The organism is Clostridium sp. YIM B02551 (assembly GCF_022324735.1).
GTDB classification, from domain to species: domain Bacteria; phylum Bacillota; class Clostridia; order Clostridiales; family Clostridiaceae; genus Clostridium_T; species Clostridium_T paridis.
The window spans coordinates 42,370-61,683 of record NZ_JAKGTF010000019.1 but is presented as its reverse complement, the minus strand read 5'-3'; the positions used below and the strand labels follow the sequence as shown (position 1 = coordinate 61,683).

Here is a 19,314-nt window from a genome sequence, read left to right as displayed (position 1 = left end):
GCGATAGCTCAATGGTGGAGCACTCGGCTGTTAACCGATAGGTTGGAGGTTCGAGCCCTCTTCGCGGAGCCATTTTATTATGACAAGTAACTCAGCAGAAGCTGAGTTTTTTTTGTTTTACAATGAAACTTATGGTTAAAGATGAATGATTTTGAAAGTTATTGAGCATTTGTGATTAAAATTTCTTATTTTTGAATGAAATTTTGTTGACAATTGAAATGTAATCATTTAAAATACAATTAAGCAATCAAAAACAATCATAATTAATCAAATAAATTCAATGAAGGAGTTTGAATGATCATGTTTGCGCAAGAGAGACAACAAATAATATCAAATATGCTAAAAGAGAAAAGTAGTATTAAGGTTATAGAAATTGCAGAGGCATTAGAGGTTTCGGAATCTACCATTAGAAGAGATCTTCAAGAGATGGAAGAGAAAAGTCTTTTGATGAGAACTCATGGGGGAGCTGTAGGAGTAGATAATAGAACCAATTATGAACCATCATTTTTAGATAAAAAAGATGAAAGAAAAGATAAAAAAATAAAGATTGCAGAATATGCAAGTAAAATGATAAATGATGGAGATACTGTAATATTAGATTCTGGAACAACTACACTAGAAATTGCAAAAAGAATAACAGCTAAAGAAGTAACAATAGTAACTAATTCAATAGATATAGCAGGTGAATTATCATCAAATGATCAGATAGAAGTCATAGTTACAGGAGGATCTATTAGAGTTAGTACAAGAGCAATGGTTGGAACTATAACGGAGAGAATGTTAAGAAATTTTAGAGTTGATAAAGCATTTATAGGCGCAAATGGTATATCCATAGATGATGGTGTTACAACTCCAAATGTGACCGAAGCACAAACAAAAAAAGTAATGATGAATAATGCTAGAGAAGTTATAGTAGTAGCTGATGGAAGTAAATTTAGAAATGTATCATTTTCAGTAATTTGTCCGGTAAAAGCTGTAAGTATGATTATAACTAGTGATGAAATAACTGAACAAGAAGTGCAAGAATATAACGAAGTAGGCGTTGAAGTTATAACTACTTAGAACGAAGGGGATGATATTATGGTAATTACCGTAACCTTAAATCCAGCCCTAGATAGAACACTGATTATCGAGGATTTTACTTTAGGTACTGTAAATAGAGCATCTAAAGAGAGATTTGATATTGGAGGAAAAGGAATTAATGTATCAAAAGTTCTAAAAAACTTAGGGATAGAATCAAAAGCTATTGGTTTTTTAGGTGGTATGGTTAAAAGTGTTTTTCTAGAAGAGTTAGATAATAGAGGGATAGAGCATCAATTTGTTGAAATAGGGACTCAAACAAGAACTAACATAAAAGTAGTAGACAATAAAAATTCTACTAATACTGATATTAATGAGTCAGGTCCAGCAATAAAAGAAGAAGAGTTACAAAAATTTATAGAGATATATAAAGAAAATTGCAAAAAAGAAAATATTATAGTCATATCAGGTGGGATACCTAAGGGTATTTCAGATAACATATATGCAGAACTAATAAAGATAGCTAAAGAGAGAGGGGCTTATACAATATTAGATGCAGAAGGAGAACTGTTTAAGAAAGCAATAGTGGAAAAACCTTATGCAATAAAGCCCAATAATCATGAATTATCGTTACTGTTTAATGAAAGACTAGAAGATGAAAATAAAATAATTGAAAAAGCTATTGGAATCCAAAAAAATGGCGTATCAAAGATTTTAGTTTCATTAGGCTCTGAAGGAGCAATATATGTTACAGATGATGAAATTTATTCGGCAAAAGGCTTGAAGGTAGAAGTAAATAGTACTGTAGGAGCAGGTGATTCTATGGTAGCAGCAATAGTGTATTCTCTTTTAAATAATTTAAGTAATAAAGATACCTTGACTTTTGCACAAGCTTGCGGAGCTTCGACTGTACAGCTAGAAGGGACGGAAGCTTGTACCTTAGATGAAGTAAAGAGCTTTTTAGAAATATCTGAAAGAAATGTGAGGCGTGTAGATTATGGAAATTAGAGATATGTTTTCAAAGGAAAGAGTAAGTTTTGATATGAAATCAAAGACAAAGGCGGAAGCATTAGATGAGCTTATTGCGTTGTTAATAAAAGATAATAAGGTAAATGACGCTGCAGTATTTAAAAAAGCAGTATTAGATAGAGAAGAAGAATATTCAACTGGGATTGGAATGGGAATAGCAATTCCTCATGGAAAGAGTAACTCTGTTATAGAAGCTTCAATTGTATTTGGAAAGAGTGTAGATGGGGTTGAGTATGATTCTATGGATGGAAAACCAGCACATTTATTTTTCTTAATAGCTGTACCAGAAGAAGCTAATAATATTCATTTAAAAGTATTAAGTGAAATATCAAGAAAATTAATGCATTCAGAAGTTAGAGAACAACTAATGAATTGTGGTAGCTTTGAAGATTTTCTAGAGGTCTTCTAACTATATAACGAACTTATATGTAAATTATTGAATAAAAAAAGGAGGAATTATAATGAAACTAGTAGCAATCACTTCATGTCCAACTGGGATTGCCCATACTTATATGGCAGCAGAAGCACTTCAAATGGCAGCAAAAGAGTTAGGATATGAAATAAAGGTTGAAACTCAAGGGTCAGTAGGGGCTGAAAATGTAATTACTAATGATGACTTAAGAGAAGCAAGAGCTGTAATTATTGCAGCAGATACAAATGTTGATAAAAGTAGATTTGTAGGTCTCCCATTAATCGAGGTTCCTGTAAAGGATGCCATTAAAGATTCAAAGGCTTTAATAAAAAGAGCACTAGATACAAAGGTTAGCGAAAATTTATCAAGCAAAGTTAATAAAATAAAAGCTGAAGAGAAGGAATCAAGAACAGGAATATATAAACATTTAATGACTGGTGTATCCTTTATGCTTCCATTCGTTGTAGCAGGTGGTCTTCTTATTGCATTAGGTTTCGCTTTTGGAGGAATTTATGTTTATAATTCTCCAAATAGCATCGGAGGAGCTATATTTTGGACAGGCAAAGCATCCTTTGCACTAATGATTCCAGCATTAGCTGGGTATATAGCATATTCTATAGCAGACAGACCAGGATTAGTTCCAGGTATGGTCGGTGGATTCTTAGCACAGAATGTTGCTGGTTATGAGTTCTTAAATACAAAAGTTTCAAGTTTCTTAGGAGCTATTATAGCAGGATTCATTGCAGGTTACGTAGTTTTATTCTTAAAGAAATACATTAAGCTTCCAAAGTCAATGGAAGGTCTAATACCAATACTTGTTTTGCCTTTATTATCAACGCTTATAGTAGGACTTATAATGTTATTTATAGTTGGTGGACCAGTAGCATATGTTAATGATTCACTTGCATGGTGGTTAAACGGATTAAAGGGTACAAATGCAGCGTTACTAGGAATTATATTAGGTTTAATGATGGCGTTTGACTTAGGTGGACCAGTAAACAAAGCAGCCTATACATTTGCTACAGCAACTCTTGTAGCAGGAAAACTTTCAACTATAATGGCAGCAACTATGGTAGCAGGAATGGTTCCTCCACTTGGAATAGCATTAGCAACTGTAATTGCAAAGAAGAAGTTTACAGATGCTGAGAGAGAATCAGGAAAAGCAGCTTGGGCATTAGGATTATCATTCATATCTGAAGGTGCAATACCTTTTGCAGCATCTGATCCATTAAGAGTTATACCTTCAGTAATGGCAGGAGGAGCAGTAGCAGGCGGATTGTCAATGGCATTTGGTTGTGGATTAGCAGTTCCTCATGGTGGTATTTGGGTGTTAGCTATTCCTAATGTAGTTTCTAACCTATTACCATATGTTGTGGCACTTGTTGCAGGAACAGTAGTAACTGCAATTATTCTTTCAATAATTAAAAAGCCTGTGGTATAGAAAATAAAAGTAAGATATACTTAAAATAAGAGTTGCACATTTGATATTAGTATGCTATTATTAAAAAGTACGATAGTACAAATAAAATAAGATAAAGATTGAATGAGATAATGATTTTCTCCAGTTTAGAGAATTTGTTAATCCAGTGAAGATCTTTAAAATGGAGGAATTGAAATGGCAGATAAAACATTAGTATGCAGAGATTGTGGTAAAGAATTCGTATTCACAGAAGGAGAACAAGCGTTCTACAAAGAAAAAGGATTCGATAACGAACCAACAAGATGCGTAGATTGCAGAAGAGCAAAGAAACAACAAAATAACAGAAGATACTAATCTGAATGTTAGGCTATGAAAGGAAACTTTCATAGCTTTGTTTTTTTTACTCTTTAGGAATTTATAATATTTTAAGGTTAAGAATATATTGACATAGATATAAAGTAGAGATATAATTTTAAAAAATATAAAATTCTATGAAGAGAAAAAGTAGTTGGTAACTAATTTTCTTAGCGAGTGAAGGGTGGTGGAAGCTTCATAAGATTATACTAATGAAAGACATCTCAGAGAAGTTTATTTGAATTTTAGTAGGATAAATCGGGAGCCACCGTTATATGGCTTTAGAGATAATCTTATTTAATGAGATTAATAAGGATGGCACCGTGGGTATAACCTCACTCCTTGCAAAGGGAGAGAGGTTTTTTTTTTTCAAAACTATGAGTAGCATTATAACTTATTGATTTATTAGTAAGGTTAATTAGGATGGTACCGTGAAATTTAATCTTCGCTCCTAAAAGGGGTGAAGATTTTTTTTTTGTTTTTTAGGAAAATACCATGGTTTATGGTATTGATTATTCTTTACATTAGAAAGGAGAAGTATTATGAAAAGGGAAATGGCCAAAGAATTAAGTGAGAAGATTGAAGAAAGGATAATGCTAAAAGGGTGGATTCATAGAATTAGAATACTAAAAAATATAACATTTATAGTATTAAGAGATGAGAGCGGACTAGTACAATGTGTAGCTGGAAAGGAAATATTACTAGATGGAATTTCAAATGAAGCAGTTGTAGAAGTCATAGGAATAGTTAAAGAAGGAAAAAATTCATTAAACCCTTATGAAATTTTTGTAGAAAGTATATCTGTATTAAATGGGGTAATAGGGGAGCTGCCTATTGAAGTTAATAAAAGTGAGCTTCAAGTTTCTTTAGATACACTTTTGAATAACAGGGTTCTTAGCTTAAGAAATGAAAAAGAGAACTCGATTTTTAGAGTTCAGCATATTTTAGTTCAAGCATTTAGAAGTTTCCTATCTAGTAAAGGATTTACTGAGATATTCACTCCTAAAATAGTGGCAGAGGGGGCAGAAGGTGGGACTGCTTTATTTAAAGTAGATTATTTTGGAGAGAAAGCATACCTTTCGCAGAGTCCTCAATTTTATAAAGAAATGATGATTGGTGCGGGATATGAAAAGGTATTTGAAATAGCAAATTTTTTCAGGGCAGAAGAACATGATACAAGTAGACATTTAAATCAATTTACTAGTATGGATGTCGAGATGGCCTTTATAGAAGACGAGTCAACAATAATTGATTTAGAGCAAGAATTACTGAAATTTATAATGAAAGAACTAAATGAAAAAGGAGAAAAGTATATAGAAGCTCTAAAAATAGAAATTCCTATAATCGAAGAGATTCCTAGATTTGAATTACGAGAAGTAAAAGAAATTCTTAAAAATAACTATGGAAAAGTTATAGACGAAAATGATCTTGACCCTGAAGGAGAAAGACTAATTAGTAAATATATTAGAGAAAAATTTAATTCTGATTTCGTGTTTATTACTAATTATGGCAGAGAGTGTAGACCAATGTATACAATGCCTAAAGGTGAAAAAGGAACAAAAGCATTTGACCTTATATTTAGAGGCGTTGAGATAACATCTGGTGCCCAAAGAATCCATGAGTATAATATGCTTGTTCAGAATTTTAAAGACAAGGGATTAAACCCAGAAGACTTTAGTAGCTATATCGAAACCTTTAAATATGGTATGCCACCACATGGAGGTTTTGCAATAGGACTTGAGAGGTTTATGGCATTATTACTAGGTATTGAAAATGTAAGAAAAACATCTTTATTTCCAAGAGATAGACATAGATTAGTGCCATAAAAAATATATATCACTTATAAAAATAATTTAACAAAGGTAGAATTTATTTAATAATTTAGGAAAAAATATGTAGTATAGGATAAAACTAACCATAATTAAAAAGAATATTCAGAATATTTAGAAAAGATAAAGGAAATACAGTTAAATAGTAGAATATATATTTATATAATAGCTTACTTTAATAAGGTTAGGAATAAAATATATAAATTTTTAATATTTTTTATATAGATAGATAAAGCTGAATTATCAGCATTATATATATACCTAAACTATAGGAAAGGTGGGTGAAATCAAGGGAAAATAAGTACCTTGATGAAGAGTATGAAAGAATACAAATTAGCTAATTTAAGAAATGTAGGAATTGTCGGTCATGGTTCCTCAGGAAAAACATCATTAGTTGAGGCGTTATTATTTACTACAAAGTTAACTGATAGGCTAGGGAAAATAGAAGAAGGAACTACTATTAGTGATTATGATCCCGAGGAAAAGAAAAGAAAAATTTCCTTGTCAACATCCATACTACCATTAGAATATAAAGAAAAGAAAATTAACTTTTTAGATACCCCTGGTTACTTCGACTTTTTAGGTGAGCAAATAGAAGGAATGAGAGCCTCAGATGTAGCTTTAATAGTAGTATCAGGTGTATCAGGGGTTAAGGTAGGTACAGAAAAAGCATGGGATTATTGTAATAAAATTAAGTTGCCTAGAAGTTTCTTTATTAACAAGTTAGATAGGGAAAATTCAGATTATGATAAAGTGCTTGCTTCTTTAAAGGAATCATTCGGTATGCCTGTAGTTCCAATACAATATCCAATTGGAAAAGAGGCTGATTTTAAAGGGGTAGTAAACGTTATTTCAAGAAAAGCGTATATATACGATAAAGGTAAATTACAAGAAACAGGAGTTCCAGCAGAATTAGAAGAGAGAATAGAAGAATGTAGAAGCATGGTTATGGAATCAGTAGCTGAAACAGATGAGGAATTATTAAATAAGTATTTTGCAGAAGGGGAACTAACAGATGAGGAGATATATGCAGGATTAATTATTGGATGTACTTCAGGGGATATAGCCCCAGTAATGTGTGGAAGTGCATTAAAAAATATAGGAATGGAAGTATTATTAGATGATATATGTGATTGTTTCCCATCACCTAAATATGCTGTACCACAAAAGGCCGTTAAATTAGATACTGGAGAAGAAGTTTTTGAGGAGTATAATGAAGATAAACCATTCTCAGCATTTGTATTTAAAAGCATAGCGGATCCGTTTGTTGGAAAGCTATCATTGTTTAGAGTTATAACTGGTAAAGCCAGAGGCGATTTAAATATATATAATTCGTCAAAAGATAAAACAGAGAAGTTAAGTAATTTATATTTTATGAGAGGAAAGCAACAAACTCCAGTTAAGGAGATAATAGCAGGGGATATTGGAGCAGTAGCAAAATTACAGTATACAGGCACTGGAGATACCTTATGTGAGGAATCTTTTAAGATAAGGTATGATAATATGAATTTCCCTGAACCTATAATGTCTATGTCTGTTGTGCCTAAAAGCAAAGGTGATGAAGAAAAGATATCATTAGCATTAAATAAATTATTAGAAGAAGACCCTACATTTAATATAAACAGGGATACAGAAAATGCAGAAACAATTATTTCTGGTATAGGAGAAACACATTTAGATGTAATTGCATCTAAAATTAAAAATAAGTTTGGAGTAGATGTATTACTTCAACCACCAAAGATTCCATATAGAGAAACTATAAAAGGTGTAGCTGATGTTCAAGGAAAGCATAAAAAGCAATCTGGTGGACATGGACAATATGGAGATGTATGGATTAAGTTTGAACCTAGAACAGATGGTGAGACTGAATTAGAATTTGTTGATAAGGTTGTAGGTGGTGTAGTACCTAGAAACTTTATCCCAGCTGTAGAAAAGGGATTGAAAGAGTGTATTCAACATGGAGTTCTAGCAGGGTATCCAGTAATAGGCCTAAGAGCTACGCTTCATGATGGTTCATATCATTCAGTAGACTCATCGGAAATGGCATTTAAGGTGGCAGCATCTTTAGCATTTAAAAAAGGATTAGAGCAAGCCAAAGCAATATTATTAGAACCAATAATGCATGTGGAAGTTCTAGTGCCTGAAGAAAATATGGGAGATGTTATTGGAGATTTAAATAAAAGAAGAGGTAGAGTTTTAGGAATGGAACCAGATGGTAATATTCAAAAACTTATAGCGGAAGTTCCATTAGCAGAAATGTTTAAGTATGCTACTGATTTAAGAAGCATAACTAGTGCGAGAGGAAACTTCTCTATGAAGTTTGAGAGATATGAGGAAGTTCCTCCAAATGAAGTGGATTCTATTATAGAAGAAACTAAAAACTTAAAAAATGAATTGGTTCATGCATAAAAAATATGTTTATTTAAGAGATACTGAAGATTCAGTATCTCTTTTTATAACTAAATATTTTAAAACTTTTACATAAGTACATTTGAGTATAAAGACAAGCTCTATAGGGAAGATTATAATTACAAAATTTTTTTAGGAATTAGAAGTAATAATATTAAAATTACTTAATTATATATAAAAGAAACCTTAATAGGAGGATTTATATGTCAGATTACAAGATGGAAATAAGGGGAAGCATAGGATTGAGTGACTATAGTAATATATATGATTACATAGGAGTCGTTGATTCCAAAGATAATTTTACTATAACATTAAATGCTGCAAGCAAAGAAAATATAGATATAATTTGTTCAATGCTTGAAGGAAGCAATTTTATGATAAATGAACAAGGGCAAGATGCATTAGGAAATTATTATATAAATGCGCTTAAAAAGAAATAAACAAAATAAGTAGTTCTATGATATAATAAAAATGATATCGTTTAGCTAGTATTAACTAGCTGAAGATAACCAACTTCAACTAAGGATTTATACTGACTGATTTTTGGCTTAAGTGTTAAAAAATCAACAAGTGTGAATAAAATTAGTGTATTGGTTATCTATAATATTTTAGTTGGACAAGTTATTGATGAGGAGGTAAAAAATGAAGGATTATGTTGTAGGTGTAGACCTAGGAGGAACAAAAATCAGTTGTGCTATTTCTGATTTAAAAGGTAGAGTTATAGCTCAGTCTACAATCCCAACATTAGCTGAAGAAGGAGAAAACGCAGTATTAGATAGAATAATTAAGTCTATTGATACTGTAATAACTGAAGCTAAGGTTAAAACAAATGAGGTGAAAGCTATAGGTATAGGGTCTCCAGGACCATTAGATTCTAAAAAAGGAATAATAATTACAACACCAAATCTTCCTTTTAAGGATTTTGATTTAGTTAAGCCTATAGTAGATTATTTCTCAATACCAGTATATCTTGATAATGATGCAAATGTTGCAGCAATTGGAGAGTTTATGTTTGGTGCAGGAAAAGGGACAGAAAACATGATATATATTACTGTAAGTACTGGAGTTGGTGGAGGAGCTATACTAAATGGTAAGATATTTAGAGGAAGCACTTGCAATGCTTTAGAAGTTGGACATACTACAGTATTCCCAGGAGGACCAAGATGTGGCTGTGGAAATGTAGGATGTTTAGAGGCTGTATCTTCTGGAACTGCAATTGGTAAAAGAGCAAATGAAGCAGTAAACTCTAAAGTAGAAACTTCATTAAGAAATTATGAAAAAGTTACTTCATATGAAGTATTTAAGGAAGCTGAAAAAGGAGATGCAGTGTCTCAAAAGATTTTAGATGAAGCTTTAACTTATTTAGGAATAGGTGTAGCAAATATAATAGCAAGTTTCGATCCAGAAAAAGTTATTATAGGTGGCGGAGTTTCAAAAGGTGGAGACATAGTATTTAAAAAGGTTCAAGAAGTAGTTAATGAAAGATGCTTTAAGGTTATGTCAGATAACTGTAAGATTGAACCAGCAGGCTTAGGAACAGAAGCAGGGGTAATAGGTGCTTTAGCTTTAGCAATAATGGAAAGTGAATAAAATATAGATATTATAGGCTATCTCATAATTAAATGAGTAGCCTCTTTTTATTTTAAATTAATATAAAGAATAATGATTTTTTACTATTCATATTTTATAATATTGTTTAGTAAATAAAATACAAGGGTTTTAAGCTCAACTAATAACTTATTCAAACAAGAATAAATTAAGTTTTCTATAAGAAACCTATACTAGGAGGAAAAATGAAGAGCATAATATATCTAACAAGGCATGGAGAGACAATTTGGAACTTAGAAAAAAGGTTACAAGGATGGGGCGATTCTAAGCTCACTGAGAATGGGATAAAAAATGCAAAAAATTTAAATAAAAGAATTAAAGATGTAAATATAGATGTGATATATTCAAGTTCATCCAAAAGAGCAATAAAAACATCTGAAATAATAAGAGGCAATAAGGATATTCCTATTATTCCTAAGGAAGGATTAAGAGAAATGGGATTTGGTGAATGGGAAGGTTTAATATGGGAGGATATAGAAAAGTCAGACGAATATTCTGAGGAATTATATAATCTTTATAATGAACCCCTTAAATACAAATCCTTTGGCGGAGAATCATTTGCTGAATTTAGTGAAAGAACTATGAAAACAATAAATGACATAATTGATGAAAGTGCTGGTAAGGATATATTAATCTTAACTCATGGAATGACATTAAAATTAGTTTTGGGATTTTTTGAAGGAATATCACCAGAAGAAGCTATTAAGGGTATAATAATGGGGCAAACATCCTTAACTAAAATAGTTATAGAAGATGGGGAATATTCAATAGAATTAAAGAATGATACGGAACATTATGAAGAGGATTATGAAAGAAAAGGTTGGTAATCATTAATATAAATTTCCATACATAAAAATTATGTTTCTGCATAGATTAAATAATGTAAGGACAAGAATTAATGGACGGGAGTGAATTAATGATGACAAAGGATAGCCAAGTAGATAATAAGCTTTCTAGAGAATTAAAATCAAACTGGGATCATAGGATTACTTCAGAGGAAGAAAAAAATAAAAATAGAACTGCAAAGAAACAATCAATAGAGAGATCAGGGCAATAAATTCTTTTGCTTCATACATAACCACATCTAGCTTTTACCCCACCTTAAAGCTAAATTTTATGAATACTTATTTTTTAGATGTTCAGGTTTTGAGGTAAAGGAGTTTTTTAAATAAAGAATCTGTCCAAGGCAATATTTTGCTTTGGTACAGATTTTTTTACTCTTTAGAGATTTATAAGTTTGAATTTTTAGAAATGAAGTCCATATAGAAAATACCAAAATTTAGTGTTATTATTATAGTTAATTAATTTATTTCTAAGAAGGTGAAGAAAATGAATGCAGAAATTATATCAGTAGGTACAGAACTATTGCTCGGAGATATAGTCAATACTAACGCTCAGTACTTATCAAAAGAATTAGCTAGTCTAGGTATTAATGTATATAGGCAGACTGTTGTTGGAGATAATGAGGAAAGAATATTAGAAAGCTTTGAGAGAGCTTTTGAAAATAGTGATATTATAGTTACAACTGGTGGGCTTGGACCAACTCCGGATGATTTAACAAAGGAAGTTGCAGCAAAATATTTTAAGCAAGAATTAGTACTTCATGAAGAATCTTATAAAAAATTAGAAAGTTATTTTAAGAATAATGGTAGAGGTGTTACTGAGAGCAATAAGAAGCAGGCATATTTCCCCAAAGAAGCTATTATTCTAGAGAATAATCATGGAACTGCTCCAGGAGCAATATTAGAAAGTGAGAATGGTAAGAAAATAATTATTTTGCCAGGGCCACCTAAGGAAATGAAGCCTATGTTTGATGAGTGTGTTGTTCCATATTTAAAAAAATTAACTGATAATGTTTTAGTTTCAAAAACGCTAAGATTATTTGGAATAGGCGAAAGTCATATGGCTGAAGAAATAAAAGATATTATAGATACTCAAACCAATCCAACTATTGCGCCATATGCAAAAGATGTGGATGTAACATTAAGAATTACAGCAAAAGGGAAAAATGAAGAGGAGGCAAGAAAACTTATAATCCCAATGGAGAAAAAGGTTAGAGAAAAACTTGGAGAGTTTATTTATGGGGAAGGTGAGACCACTTTAGAAGAAGTAGTTGCCAAGATGCTGGTGGATAAGAAGATAACTATTTCTACAGCAGAAAGCTGCACTGGTGGAATGATAGCTTCAAAGCTAATAAATTATGGAGGAATAAGTGAATGTTTTCTTGAAGGTGCTGTAACTTATTCAAATGATGCAAAAGCAAATAGATTGGGAGTTAAAAAGGAAACCTTAGATAAATATGGAGCAGTTAGTGAAGAAACAGCAAAAGAAATGGCTGAAGGTATAGCAAAAACTTCTGGAACTGATGTTGGAGTCTCTACTACTGGCATTGCAGGACCTACAGGAGGAACTGAGGAGAAACCAGTGGGGCTTGTTTATGTAGGTATAAGTTATAAGGGAAATACAATAGTAAAAAGATTTGAGTTTCAAGGAGATAGAAATAAGGTTAGAATAAGAACTACAATGAATGCATTAAATATAATTAGAAAAACTATAAGTGAAGAATAAATAACAGAGACATTGTCTATGATTAAAATAACATACCCTCTAGAATGCAGTAGCAAGATCTAGAGGGCAGTTAATTGTTATATTTAAATGGGGGAGAGGCTAAATTGTATAAAGCAATTTTGCTTCAATAATAGTGTAGACATATTTATAAATTTTTATACAGCATAATATTTAGAGATAAGAAAAATATTTTAATAATAGATTGGTAATTTTTTAATGACATGTAGAAAGTAGGAATTTTATGAAAAAAGTTTTTAGAGCAAATTTATATTTCTTAATCATATTAGTTCTTAGTGTTTTTGGCCCTGAAGTAATAAATCCATTTTTAGTATCAATAGGAGTTAGAGATGTTAGGATTGTATTAGAGACAAATCATATTTTATTATTTTTAGTACCTGCAACAATATATATATTTGTAACTAAATCATCTTTTAAAAAGACTTTTAGGCTTAACCCAATAAGTTTTAAGAATGTTTTATTAATCATTGGTCTAGGTTTTGCAATCCAACCTGTTATGATGCTTTTTTCTCTTATAACAAGTTTCTTTTTTAGCAATGATATTTCAAATTTTATAAACTCTATAAGTGACACTCCGTATCCAGTAATGCTACTATTAATAGCAGTAACACCAGCTATAACAGAAGAGGTTACATTAAGAGGAGTAGTACTTTCAGGTTATAATTTTAAAAATAAATGGATAGCAGCTATTACTACTGGAATTTTATTTGGAATTTTTCATTTAAATGCGCAGCAATTTCTTTATGCAGCCGTACTTGGAATGGTATTGGCATATTTAGTTAGAGTAACTAATAGCATATTTGCATCTTCGCTATTACATTTTATGATTAATGGAATACAAGTTTCTCTGCAAAAAATACTTGCACCATTTGTGAAAAATAACTCAACTCCAGACATTGCTTCCTTAGGAATGGATGCCAAAATTAGTGCACTTATATCTTATGGAGCATTAGCTATATTGTTTGGTGCGCTTTCAATAATTATAATTAGAAAGATTGAGAAGAATTGTAGGAATAAAGGAATTTATGATTGTTATGAAAGTCTTTCTATGGAAACAGAGATGGCTTTAAGGACTGAGCTTATTAAAGAGAGAGTAATAAATCTTCCCATGATTGGAATAATAGTATTTTATTTATTTGCAATGATAGTGATAATTAAATAAAGCCAATATAATATTATCGCTCAAGAAAAAAGTAGATAAAGCGATTAAAATCAATTATACTCAAATTTACAATCAATTACAAAATATTGTATATAATGGTATAATTGAACATGGAAACTAACTTATAATTGTATCAATATATGAATTATTAGGGGGGGATTTTATGAAAAATCAGCTTAAATACTTTTTATTAGGGATTATAATAATATTATTTAGTTCACCTATAGGTTATTTTATGATTAACACAATCTACGCAAATAAAAATTTAGTAGGTGAGTATACTACTTTATTAAATGGTTTTATACAATCAATAGAGATAATTGGTGCTTTAATATTTTCTATAGGATTAATAAATATGTTTATAGAGAAAAGGTATAAATAGAATATATATTTCATAATTTTAATATAATACAAAATAAAGTCCAGCAAATTTTGCTGGACTTTTTAACTTAACATACTATGTTACAAATATTATTTTTCAAAAAGTACTCTTTATAATTTTAAATATCTCTTTGATTTATTTTAAATACATATTAGCTAATTTAGTAAATGCATCTAAAGATTTTTCAATTTTATCATAGGAAATACAATAAGAAAGTCTAAAGTATCCTGGACAGCCAAAGGAAGAGCCAGGTACTATAAGCAAATTGAATTTCTTAGCTTCATCTGCAAATTTAACATCATCTTCAATTAAGGCCTTAGGGAATAAGTAGAATGCTCCTTGAGGCTTTATACATTCGAAGCCTATTTTAATAAGATGATTGTATAATAAGTCTCTATTTTTCTTATATAAGTTTACATCTACCTCTGAATCTAGTGCTTTAGCAACAACTCTTTGGAAAAGAGAAGGAGCATTTACAAACCCAAGTATTCTGTTAGCCACATTTAGTGCTGCAATAAAATCAGAGAAATCATCCATAGCACTATTTGCGACTATATATCCTATTCTCTCTCCAGGAAGGGATAGGGACTTACTATAAGAATAGCCTATAAGAGAATTCTTATAATAATTTAGAATACACGGTACATTGACTCCATCATATACGATTTCTCTATAAGGTTCATCTGAAATTAAGTATATGATTGTGTTAAATTCCTGCTGCTTCTTTTCTAGAAGATCAGAGAGTCTTTTTATTAAGTCTTCAGAATAAACAACTCCAGTTGGATTATTAGGAGTATTAATTATAATAGCTTTTGTTTTTTGAGTTATTTTCTTTTCTAATTCAGTCAAATCAGGCTCGAAGGTAGTTAGGTCAGGTGAAACAACTACTAAATTTCCTTGAAAGTTTTCTACATAGTTATTATATTCCCCAAAGTATGGCGCAAAGACTATAACTTCATCACAAGGATTTAATAATGTTTTAAAAATGATATTAAGTCCGCCTGCTGCCCCACAAGTCATTACTATATTATCATGAGATAAATTTAATAAGTGCTTTTTATTAAGAAAGCTTGCAATAGCTTCTCTAACATCTTCATAACCAGAATTGTTCATATAGCCGTGAACATAGTTTGGCGACTCATCATTTAATATTTCGATTATGGAATTTTTAATATTTTCAGGAGGTTCAAGGTTTGGATTTCCTAAGCTGAAATCAAAAACATTATCTTCTCCATAGATTGCAGATAGTCTTTTTCCTTCTTCAAACATAGCACGTATTAAAGAGCTAGTTGAAACAAGTTCCTGCATTTTATCTGAAATCATACTACATGCCCCCATTCATTTACTAAGTAATACTAATTATTTTATCACACTTTAGTAGAGAATTAAATTTTCCTTAAGCTATCTCCAACATAGATTTAAGGAAAACCATTCACAATTCCCACAAATATCATTAATTACTTCAGTTGGAATAGAATCTTCAAATTTTTTCTTAATATCAATATAATTATATGTTTTACTTGGGGTTAATGAGAAATATTTGATTACTTTTGAATCCATTAAAGAAACCTTAGTAGCACTAGTGCAGACATCGGATGAATTTAAGTTAGGGCATTTTAAGCAAATATTATCATTTTCAAGTGTGAGTGTAAATTCTTGATTAGTATTATTAAGTTTAATAAGTATCTCATGCATATTTTTAGTAAAATCAGAACTATAGCCTTCTCCAACAAACCATTTTAGGCATAATAAATGATGTGGCCTAAGATATAGCATTGGAACTTGTACCTATGTTAAGTCTTCTTTTTATATTTAAACCTAAAAATATAGTAATAAATACAACAATAATATCTTTAACTATAAATGGGTAAAGTCCAGCAGCTAATGCACTTGTAATAGATAAATGAGCAACTATTGATAATTGAAGAACTCCTACTAGATAATCAAATGCAAGAGCTACATAAGTTAATACAAATATAATAACAGTGCCACATTTTGAGGAAGCATTAGAAATAATTAGTGGCATTATTAGGAATCCAAGAAGGTATCCTCCTGTAGGACCAACAATAACATTAAAACCACCATGGAAACTTGCGAAAACAGGTAGTCCTATTGCTCCTAATAAAATAAAAACTAAAACAGATAAAAATGATTGCTTAGGTTTAAAAATAAGTGAAATTAATATAACGGCAGGTACTTGTAAAGTTAGTGGAACAGCTGAAAACGGCAGTGGAATAGAGAATTGAGAAAGAACAGCCAAGATGGCAGCTCCCATACCTATAAATGTTATATCTCTAATTGATAAAGTATTTTTCATGTTAATCTCCTTTTAAATAAAATATATGGTAAATATATACCATAGTATAATTAGATAAAATATAATTGTCAACCTAATATTTAAAAATTTGGTTTACAATTAAAATAAAAAAAGAACCTCGAAAGGAAGTCCTAAATGAATATTAATCTGATATTCTTTCTTTGTGATTTTCAACATTGAAGTTTAATATCTTTATATTTTTTACAGAATATTCAGCGTTTGAAAGATCAGAATTTATTAGATTCATAAGGATATTTTCAGTAGGAATAAAGTCATGTCCTAATATAGTTTCTACTTCTACTTCCATCTTAGTTTTAATGCTATAATTCTTTTTCATAATAAAGCCTCCTAGCTAAATATTTATACTTTAATCATAACAGTAATGAGATTAGGGTTAATGCCTACAGCTGTTAAGAATTATTAAAAGCAGGTTAATTAAACAAAAAAGTGTGCCATCAATAAATTGATAGCACACCTTTTACTAAATTATTTTTTTGAGGTAGAGGTCCATTGATTGTCAGTTGCAGATTTTTGCTTTTTCTCACCATTGCAAGTACAGCTGTTTTGAGTAGGATCTCCAGCTGTAGAAGCCCATTGGTTATCTGTAGCTGTTTTTTCTTTTTTATTCATCTTCAAAACCTCCCTTCTTTATAGAGCACTAAAAATATAATTAAATATTTTAAAACTCTCCGATTATATTTTTAACTAATTAGGTTTTTAAATTCTATAAAAAGAATTGAAGTGTTGGATAAAATTATAAGAATAAATACTCTTGTAATAAGTCGTACCATCTATTAAAATTATCCTAGCGAAGTATTACTAAGGAGAGAAGAAAATGAGTGTTTTAATAGTTAAAGATATGAGTCATGGATTTGGCGATAGAGCTATATTTGAAGATGTTTCTTTTAGATTATTAAAAGGAGAACATGTAGGTTTAATTGGAGCTAATGGAGAAGGAAAATCTACTTTTATGAATATAGTTACCAATAAACTTATGCCAGATGAAGGTAAAGTAACTTGGTCAAATAATGTTAGAGTTGGATACATGGACCAGCATGCAGTATTAGAAAAAGGACTATCCATAAGAGATGCGCTTAGAGATGCATTTAAATATTTATTTGATTTAGAAGAAGAAATGAATTTCCTTTATGGAAAAATGGGAGAAGTTGAACCGGAAGAACTAGAAAAAATGCTTGAGAGAACTGCAACTATTCAAGATTTATTAGATCACAACGGATTTTATGTAATAGATGCAAAGGTAGAAGAAGTTGCTAAAGGTCTTGGACTTTTAGATTTAGGACTTGATAGAGATGTAGATGACTTATCAGGTGGACAAAGAACAAAGATTTTACTTGGAAAGCTATTATTACAAAACTCAGAAATATTACTTTTAGACGAGCCTACCAACTACTTAGATGAAGAACATATAGAATGGCTTAAGAGATATTTAAATAATTACGAAAATGCATTTATACTAATATCACATGATATTCCATTTTTAAATTCAGTAGTTAACTTAATTTATCATGTAGAAGAGAGAAAGTTAACAAGATATGTAGGAGACTATGATGAGTTTAGAAGATTATATGAAGAGAGTAAGAAGAGATTAGAAGCAGCATATGAAAAGCAACAAAAGGAAATAGCTAGACTAGAAGACTTCGTTGCAAGAAATAAAGCAAATGTTGCTACTGCTAATATGGCTAAATCAAGACAAAAGAAGCTTGATAAAATGGAAGTAATAGAACTTTCAAAAGAAAAACCAAAGCCAGAGTTTAACTTCAAAGCAGCTAGAGCTTCAGGAAAAGCAATATTTGAAACTAGAGATTTAGTAATAGGATATGATTCACCATTAACTAAACCATTAAATCTTTATATGGAAAGAGGACAAAAGATTGCTTTAGTTGGAGCAAATGGATTAGGTAAATCTACACTACTAAAGAGCTTACTTGGAAAAGTTAAGCCTTTAAGTGGAGAGGTAGAACTTGGAGATTATCAATACATTGGTTACTTTGAGCAAGAAGATAGATCAGGAAACACTAACACTTGTATAGAAGAAGTGTGGCAGGAGTTCCCAAGTAAAACTCAATATGAAATTAGAGCAGCTTTAGCTAAATGTGGATTAACAACAAAACAGTTAGAATCAAAAATCATGGTATTATCTGGAGGAGAAGCTGCAAAAGTAAGACTATGTAAAATCTTAAATACAGAAACAAATATATTAATCCTAGACGAGCCTACAAACCATTTGGATGTAGAAGCTAAAGAGGAATTAAAAAGAGCATTAAAAGAATATAAGGGTTCAATATTACTAGTATCCCATGAACCAGAATTCTATAGAGATGTAGTAACAGAAATATGGAATTGTGAAGATTGGACAACTAAAATAGTATAATTGTAATAAGAGAACAGCAATAATATCATCATATATTATTGCTGTTTTAACTTGAATACATTTATCTTGATTCATCAAAAATCATTTAATTTCAATAACATTCTTAAACTTAACCTTAAATTAAATAAACATAAAATTTATTTAGGGTTTTTAGTTCAAGTATAAGTTAAGTTTCCTATAAAAACCCTATAGCATACATGTATTTTGGTTTGTTACTTAAAAAATCAAGATATATGTATGCTTTTTGTTTTACGTAAATATACTTATTAAGGACGGTTATGAGTACTTAGCATGAATGCTAAAAATTGGGAATGTTAAAACAAAGCTAATTATGTTAATAGATTACAATAAATAACATTTGGGAGATATTTGGTGCTACAATGATCAGGGAATT

Annotated in this window: 20 protein-coding genes and 1 other annotated feature; of the genes, 15 read left to right on the top strand and 5 right to left on the bottom strand. The window is 30.5% G+C overall.

Annotation, left to right across the window (positions count from 1 at the left end):
• The first annotated feature begins 300 nt into the window (after window positions 1-300).
• The 14 genes from L1S47_RS18845 (at window position 301) to L1S47_RS18780 (ending at window position 14,211) form a co-directional block, all read left to right on the top strand.
• Window positions 301-1,062, top strand: a complete 762-nt coding sequence (locus tag L1S47_RS18845) for a DeoR/GlpR family DNA-binding transcription regulator (RefSeq protein ID WP_238886195.1) — start codon at window positions 301-303, stop codon at window positions 1,060-1,062.
• 18 nt (window positions 1,063-1,080) lie between these two features.
• Window positions 1,081-2,028, top strand: coding sequence for a 1-phosphofructokinase (gene pfkB / locus L1S47_RS18840; RefSeq protein ID WP_238886188.1), 948 nt, complete (start codon window positions 1,081-1,083; stop codon window positions 2,026-2,028).
• Window positions 2,018-2,458, top strand: a complete 441-nt coding sequence (locus L1S47_RS18835; RefSeq protein ID WP_238886185.1) for a PTS sugar transporter subunit IIA — start codon at window positions 2,018-2,020, stop codon at window positions 2,456-2,458. The genes pfkB and L1S47_RS18835 overlap by 11 nt, the downstream gene beginning before the upstream one ends.
• 52 nt (window positions 2,459-2,510) lie before the next feature.
• Window positions 2,511-3,902 (top strand): PTS fructose transporter subunit IIC, encoded by a 1,392-nt coding sequence (locus L1S47_RS18830; RefSeq protein ID WP_238886183.1) that lies wholly within the window; start codon window positions 2,511-2,513, stop codon window positions 3,900-3,902.
• 174 nt (window positions 3,903-4,076) lie between these two features.
• Complete coding sequence (locus tag L1S47_RS18825; RefSeq protein ID WP_202765795.1) at window positions 4,077-4,235, top strand: zinc-ribbon domain-containing protein; 159 nt, start codon at window positions 4,077-4,079, stop codon at window positions 4,233-4,235.
• A 128-nt stretch (window positions 4,236-4,363) separates the two neighbouring features.
• Window positions 4,364-4,581: a binding site (T-box leader), on the top strand.
• A 196-nt stretch (window positions 4,582-4,777) separates the two neighbouring features.
• Window positions 4,778-6,061: an aspartate--tRNA(Asn) ligase gene (gene aspS / locus L1S47_RS18820; protein WP_238886177.1), complete on the top strand. Its 1,284-nt coding sequence runs from the start codon at window positions 4,778-4,780 to the stop codon at window positions 6,059-6,061.
• 321 nt (window positions 6,062-6,382) lie between these two features.
• Window positions 6,383-8,473 (top strand): elongation factor G, encoded by a 2,091-nt coding sequence (gene fusA / locus L1S47_RS18815; RefSeq protein WP_202765797.1) that lies wholly within the window; start codon window positions 6,383-6,385, stop codon window positions 8,471-8,473.
• A gap of 203 nt (window positions 8,474-8,676) precedes the next feature.
• On the top strand, window positions 8,677-8,913 hold the full coding sequence (locus L1S47_RS18810) for a hypothetical protein (RefSeq protein WP_202765798.1): 237 nt from the start codon (window positions 8,677-8,679) through the stop codon (window positions 8,911-8,913).
• Window positions 8,914-9,115: 202 nt separating this feature from the next.
• Window positions 9,116-10,063, top strand: coding sequence for an ROK family protein (locus L1S47_RS18805; RefSeq protein WP_238886175.1), 948 nt, complete (start codon window positions 9,116-9,118; stop codon window positions 10,061-10,063).
• 203 nt (window positions 10,064-10,266) lie between these two features.
• Entirely contained in the window at window positions 10,267-10,908 is a 642-nt protein-coding gene (locus tag L1S47_RS18800; protein ID WP_238886173.1) for a histidine phosphatase family protein, read from the top strand.
• 89 nt (window positions 10,909-10,997) lie between these two features.
• The gene (locus tag L1S47_RS18795; RefSeq protein WP_202765860.1) at window positions 10,998-11,138 is read left to right on the top strand and encodes a hypothetical protein; all 141 of its coding nucleotides are present in this window, start codon (window positions 10,998-11,000) and stop codon (window positions 11,136-11,138) included.
• Window positions 11,139-11,410: 272 nt separating this feature from the next.
• Window positions 11,411-12,649: a competence/damage-inducible protein A gene (locus tag L1S47_RS18790; protein WP_238886171.1), complete on the top strand. Its 1,239-nt coding sequence runs from the start codon at window positions 11,411-11,413 to the stop codon at window positions 12,647-12,649.
• 241 nt (window positions 12,650-12,890) lie between these two features.
• Window positions 12,891-13,829, top strand: a complete 939-nt coding sequence (locus L1S47_RS18785) for a CPBP family intramembrane glutamic endopeptidase (protein WP_238886169.1) — start codon at window positions 12,891-12,893, stop codon at window positions 13,827-13,829.
• A gap of 163 nt (window positions 13,830-13,992) precedes the next feature.
• Window positions 13,993-14,211, top strand: coding sequence for a hypothetical protein (locus L1S47_RS18780; RefSeq protein ID WP_238886167.1), 219 nt, complete (start codon window positions 13,993-13,995; stop codon window positions 14,209-14,211).
• 135 nt (window positions 14,212-14,346) lie between these two features.
• Here L1S47_RS18780 and L1S47_RS18775 read toward each other — a convergent pair whose 3' ends face one another.
• From L1S47_RS18775 to L1S47_RS18755, 5 genes are all read right to left on the bottom strand, one after another.
• Window positions 14,347-15,534: a pyridoxal phosphate-dependent aminotransferase gene (locus tag L1S47_RS18775; RefSeq protein ID WP_238886165.1), complete on the bottom strand. Its 1,188-nt coding sequence runs from the start codon at window positions 15,532-15,534 to the stop codon at window positions 14,347-14,349.
• Window positions 15,535-15,612: 78 nt separating this feature from the next.
• On the bottom strand, window positions 15,613-15,987 hold the full coding sequence (locus L1S47_RS18770) for a DUF1284 domain-containing protein (protein ID WP_238886163.1): 375 nt from the start codon (window positions 15,985-15,987) through the stop codon (window positions 15,613-15,615).
• Window positions 15,974-16,528, bottom strand: coding sequence for a biotin transporter BioY (locus L1S47_RS18765; protein WP_238886161.1), 555 nt, complete (start codon window positions 16,526-16,528; stop codon window positions 15,974-15,976). Before L1S47_RS18765 ends, L1S47_RS18770 begins: the two co-directional genes overlap by 14 nt.
• A 142-nt stretch (window positions 16,529-16,670) precedes the next feature.
• Window positions 16,671-16,865, bottom strand: a complete 195-nt coding sequence (locus L1S47_RS18760) for a hypothetical protein (RefSeq protein WP_238886159.1) — start codon at window positions 16,863-16,865, stop codon at window positions 16,671-16,673.
• Between the two features lie 149 nt (window positions 16,866-17,014).
• Window positions 17,015-17,164, bottom strand: coding sequence for a hypothetical protein (locus L1S47_RS18755; protein ID WP_238886211.1), 150 nt, complete (start codon window positions 17,162-17,164; stop codon window positions 17,015-17,017).
• A gap of 199 nt (window positions 17,165-17,363) precedes the next feature.
• On the opposite strand from L1S47_RS18755, the gene L1S47_RS18750 reads away from it, so the two are divergent.
• The gene (locus L1S47_RS18750) at window positions 17,364-18,920 is read left to right on the top strand and encodes an ABC-F family ATP-binding cassette domain-containing protein (RefSeq protein WP_238886157.1); all 1,557 of its coding nucleotides are present in this window, start codon (window positions 17,364-17,366) and stop codon (window positions 18,918-18,920) included.
• The last annotated feature ends 394 nt before the right edge of the window (window positions 18,921-19,314 follow it).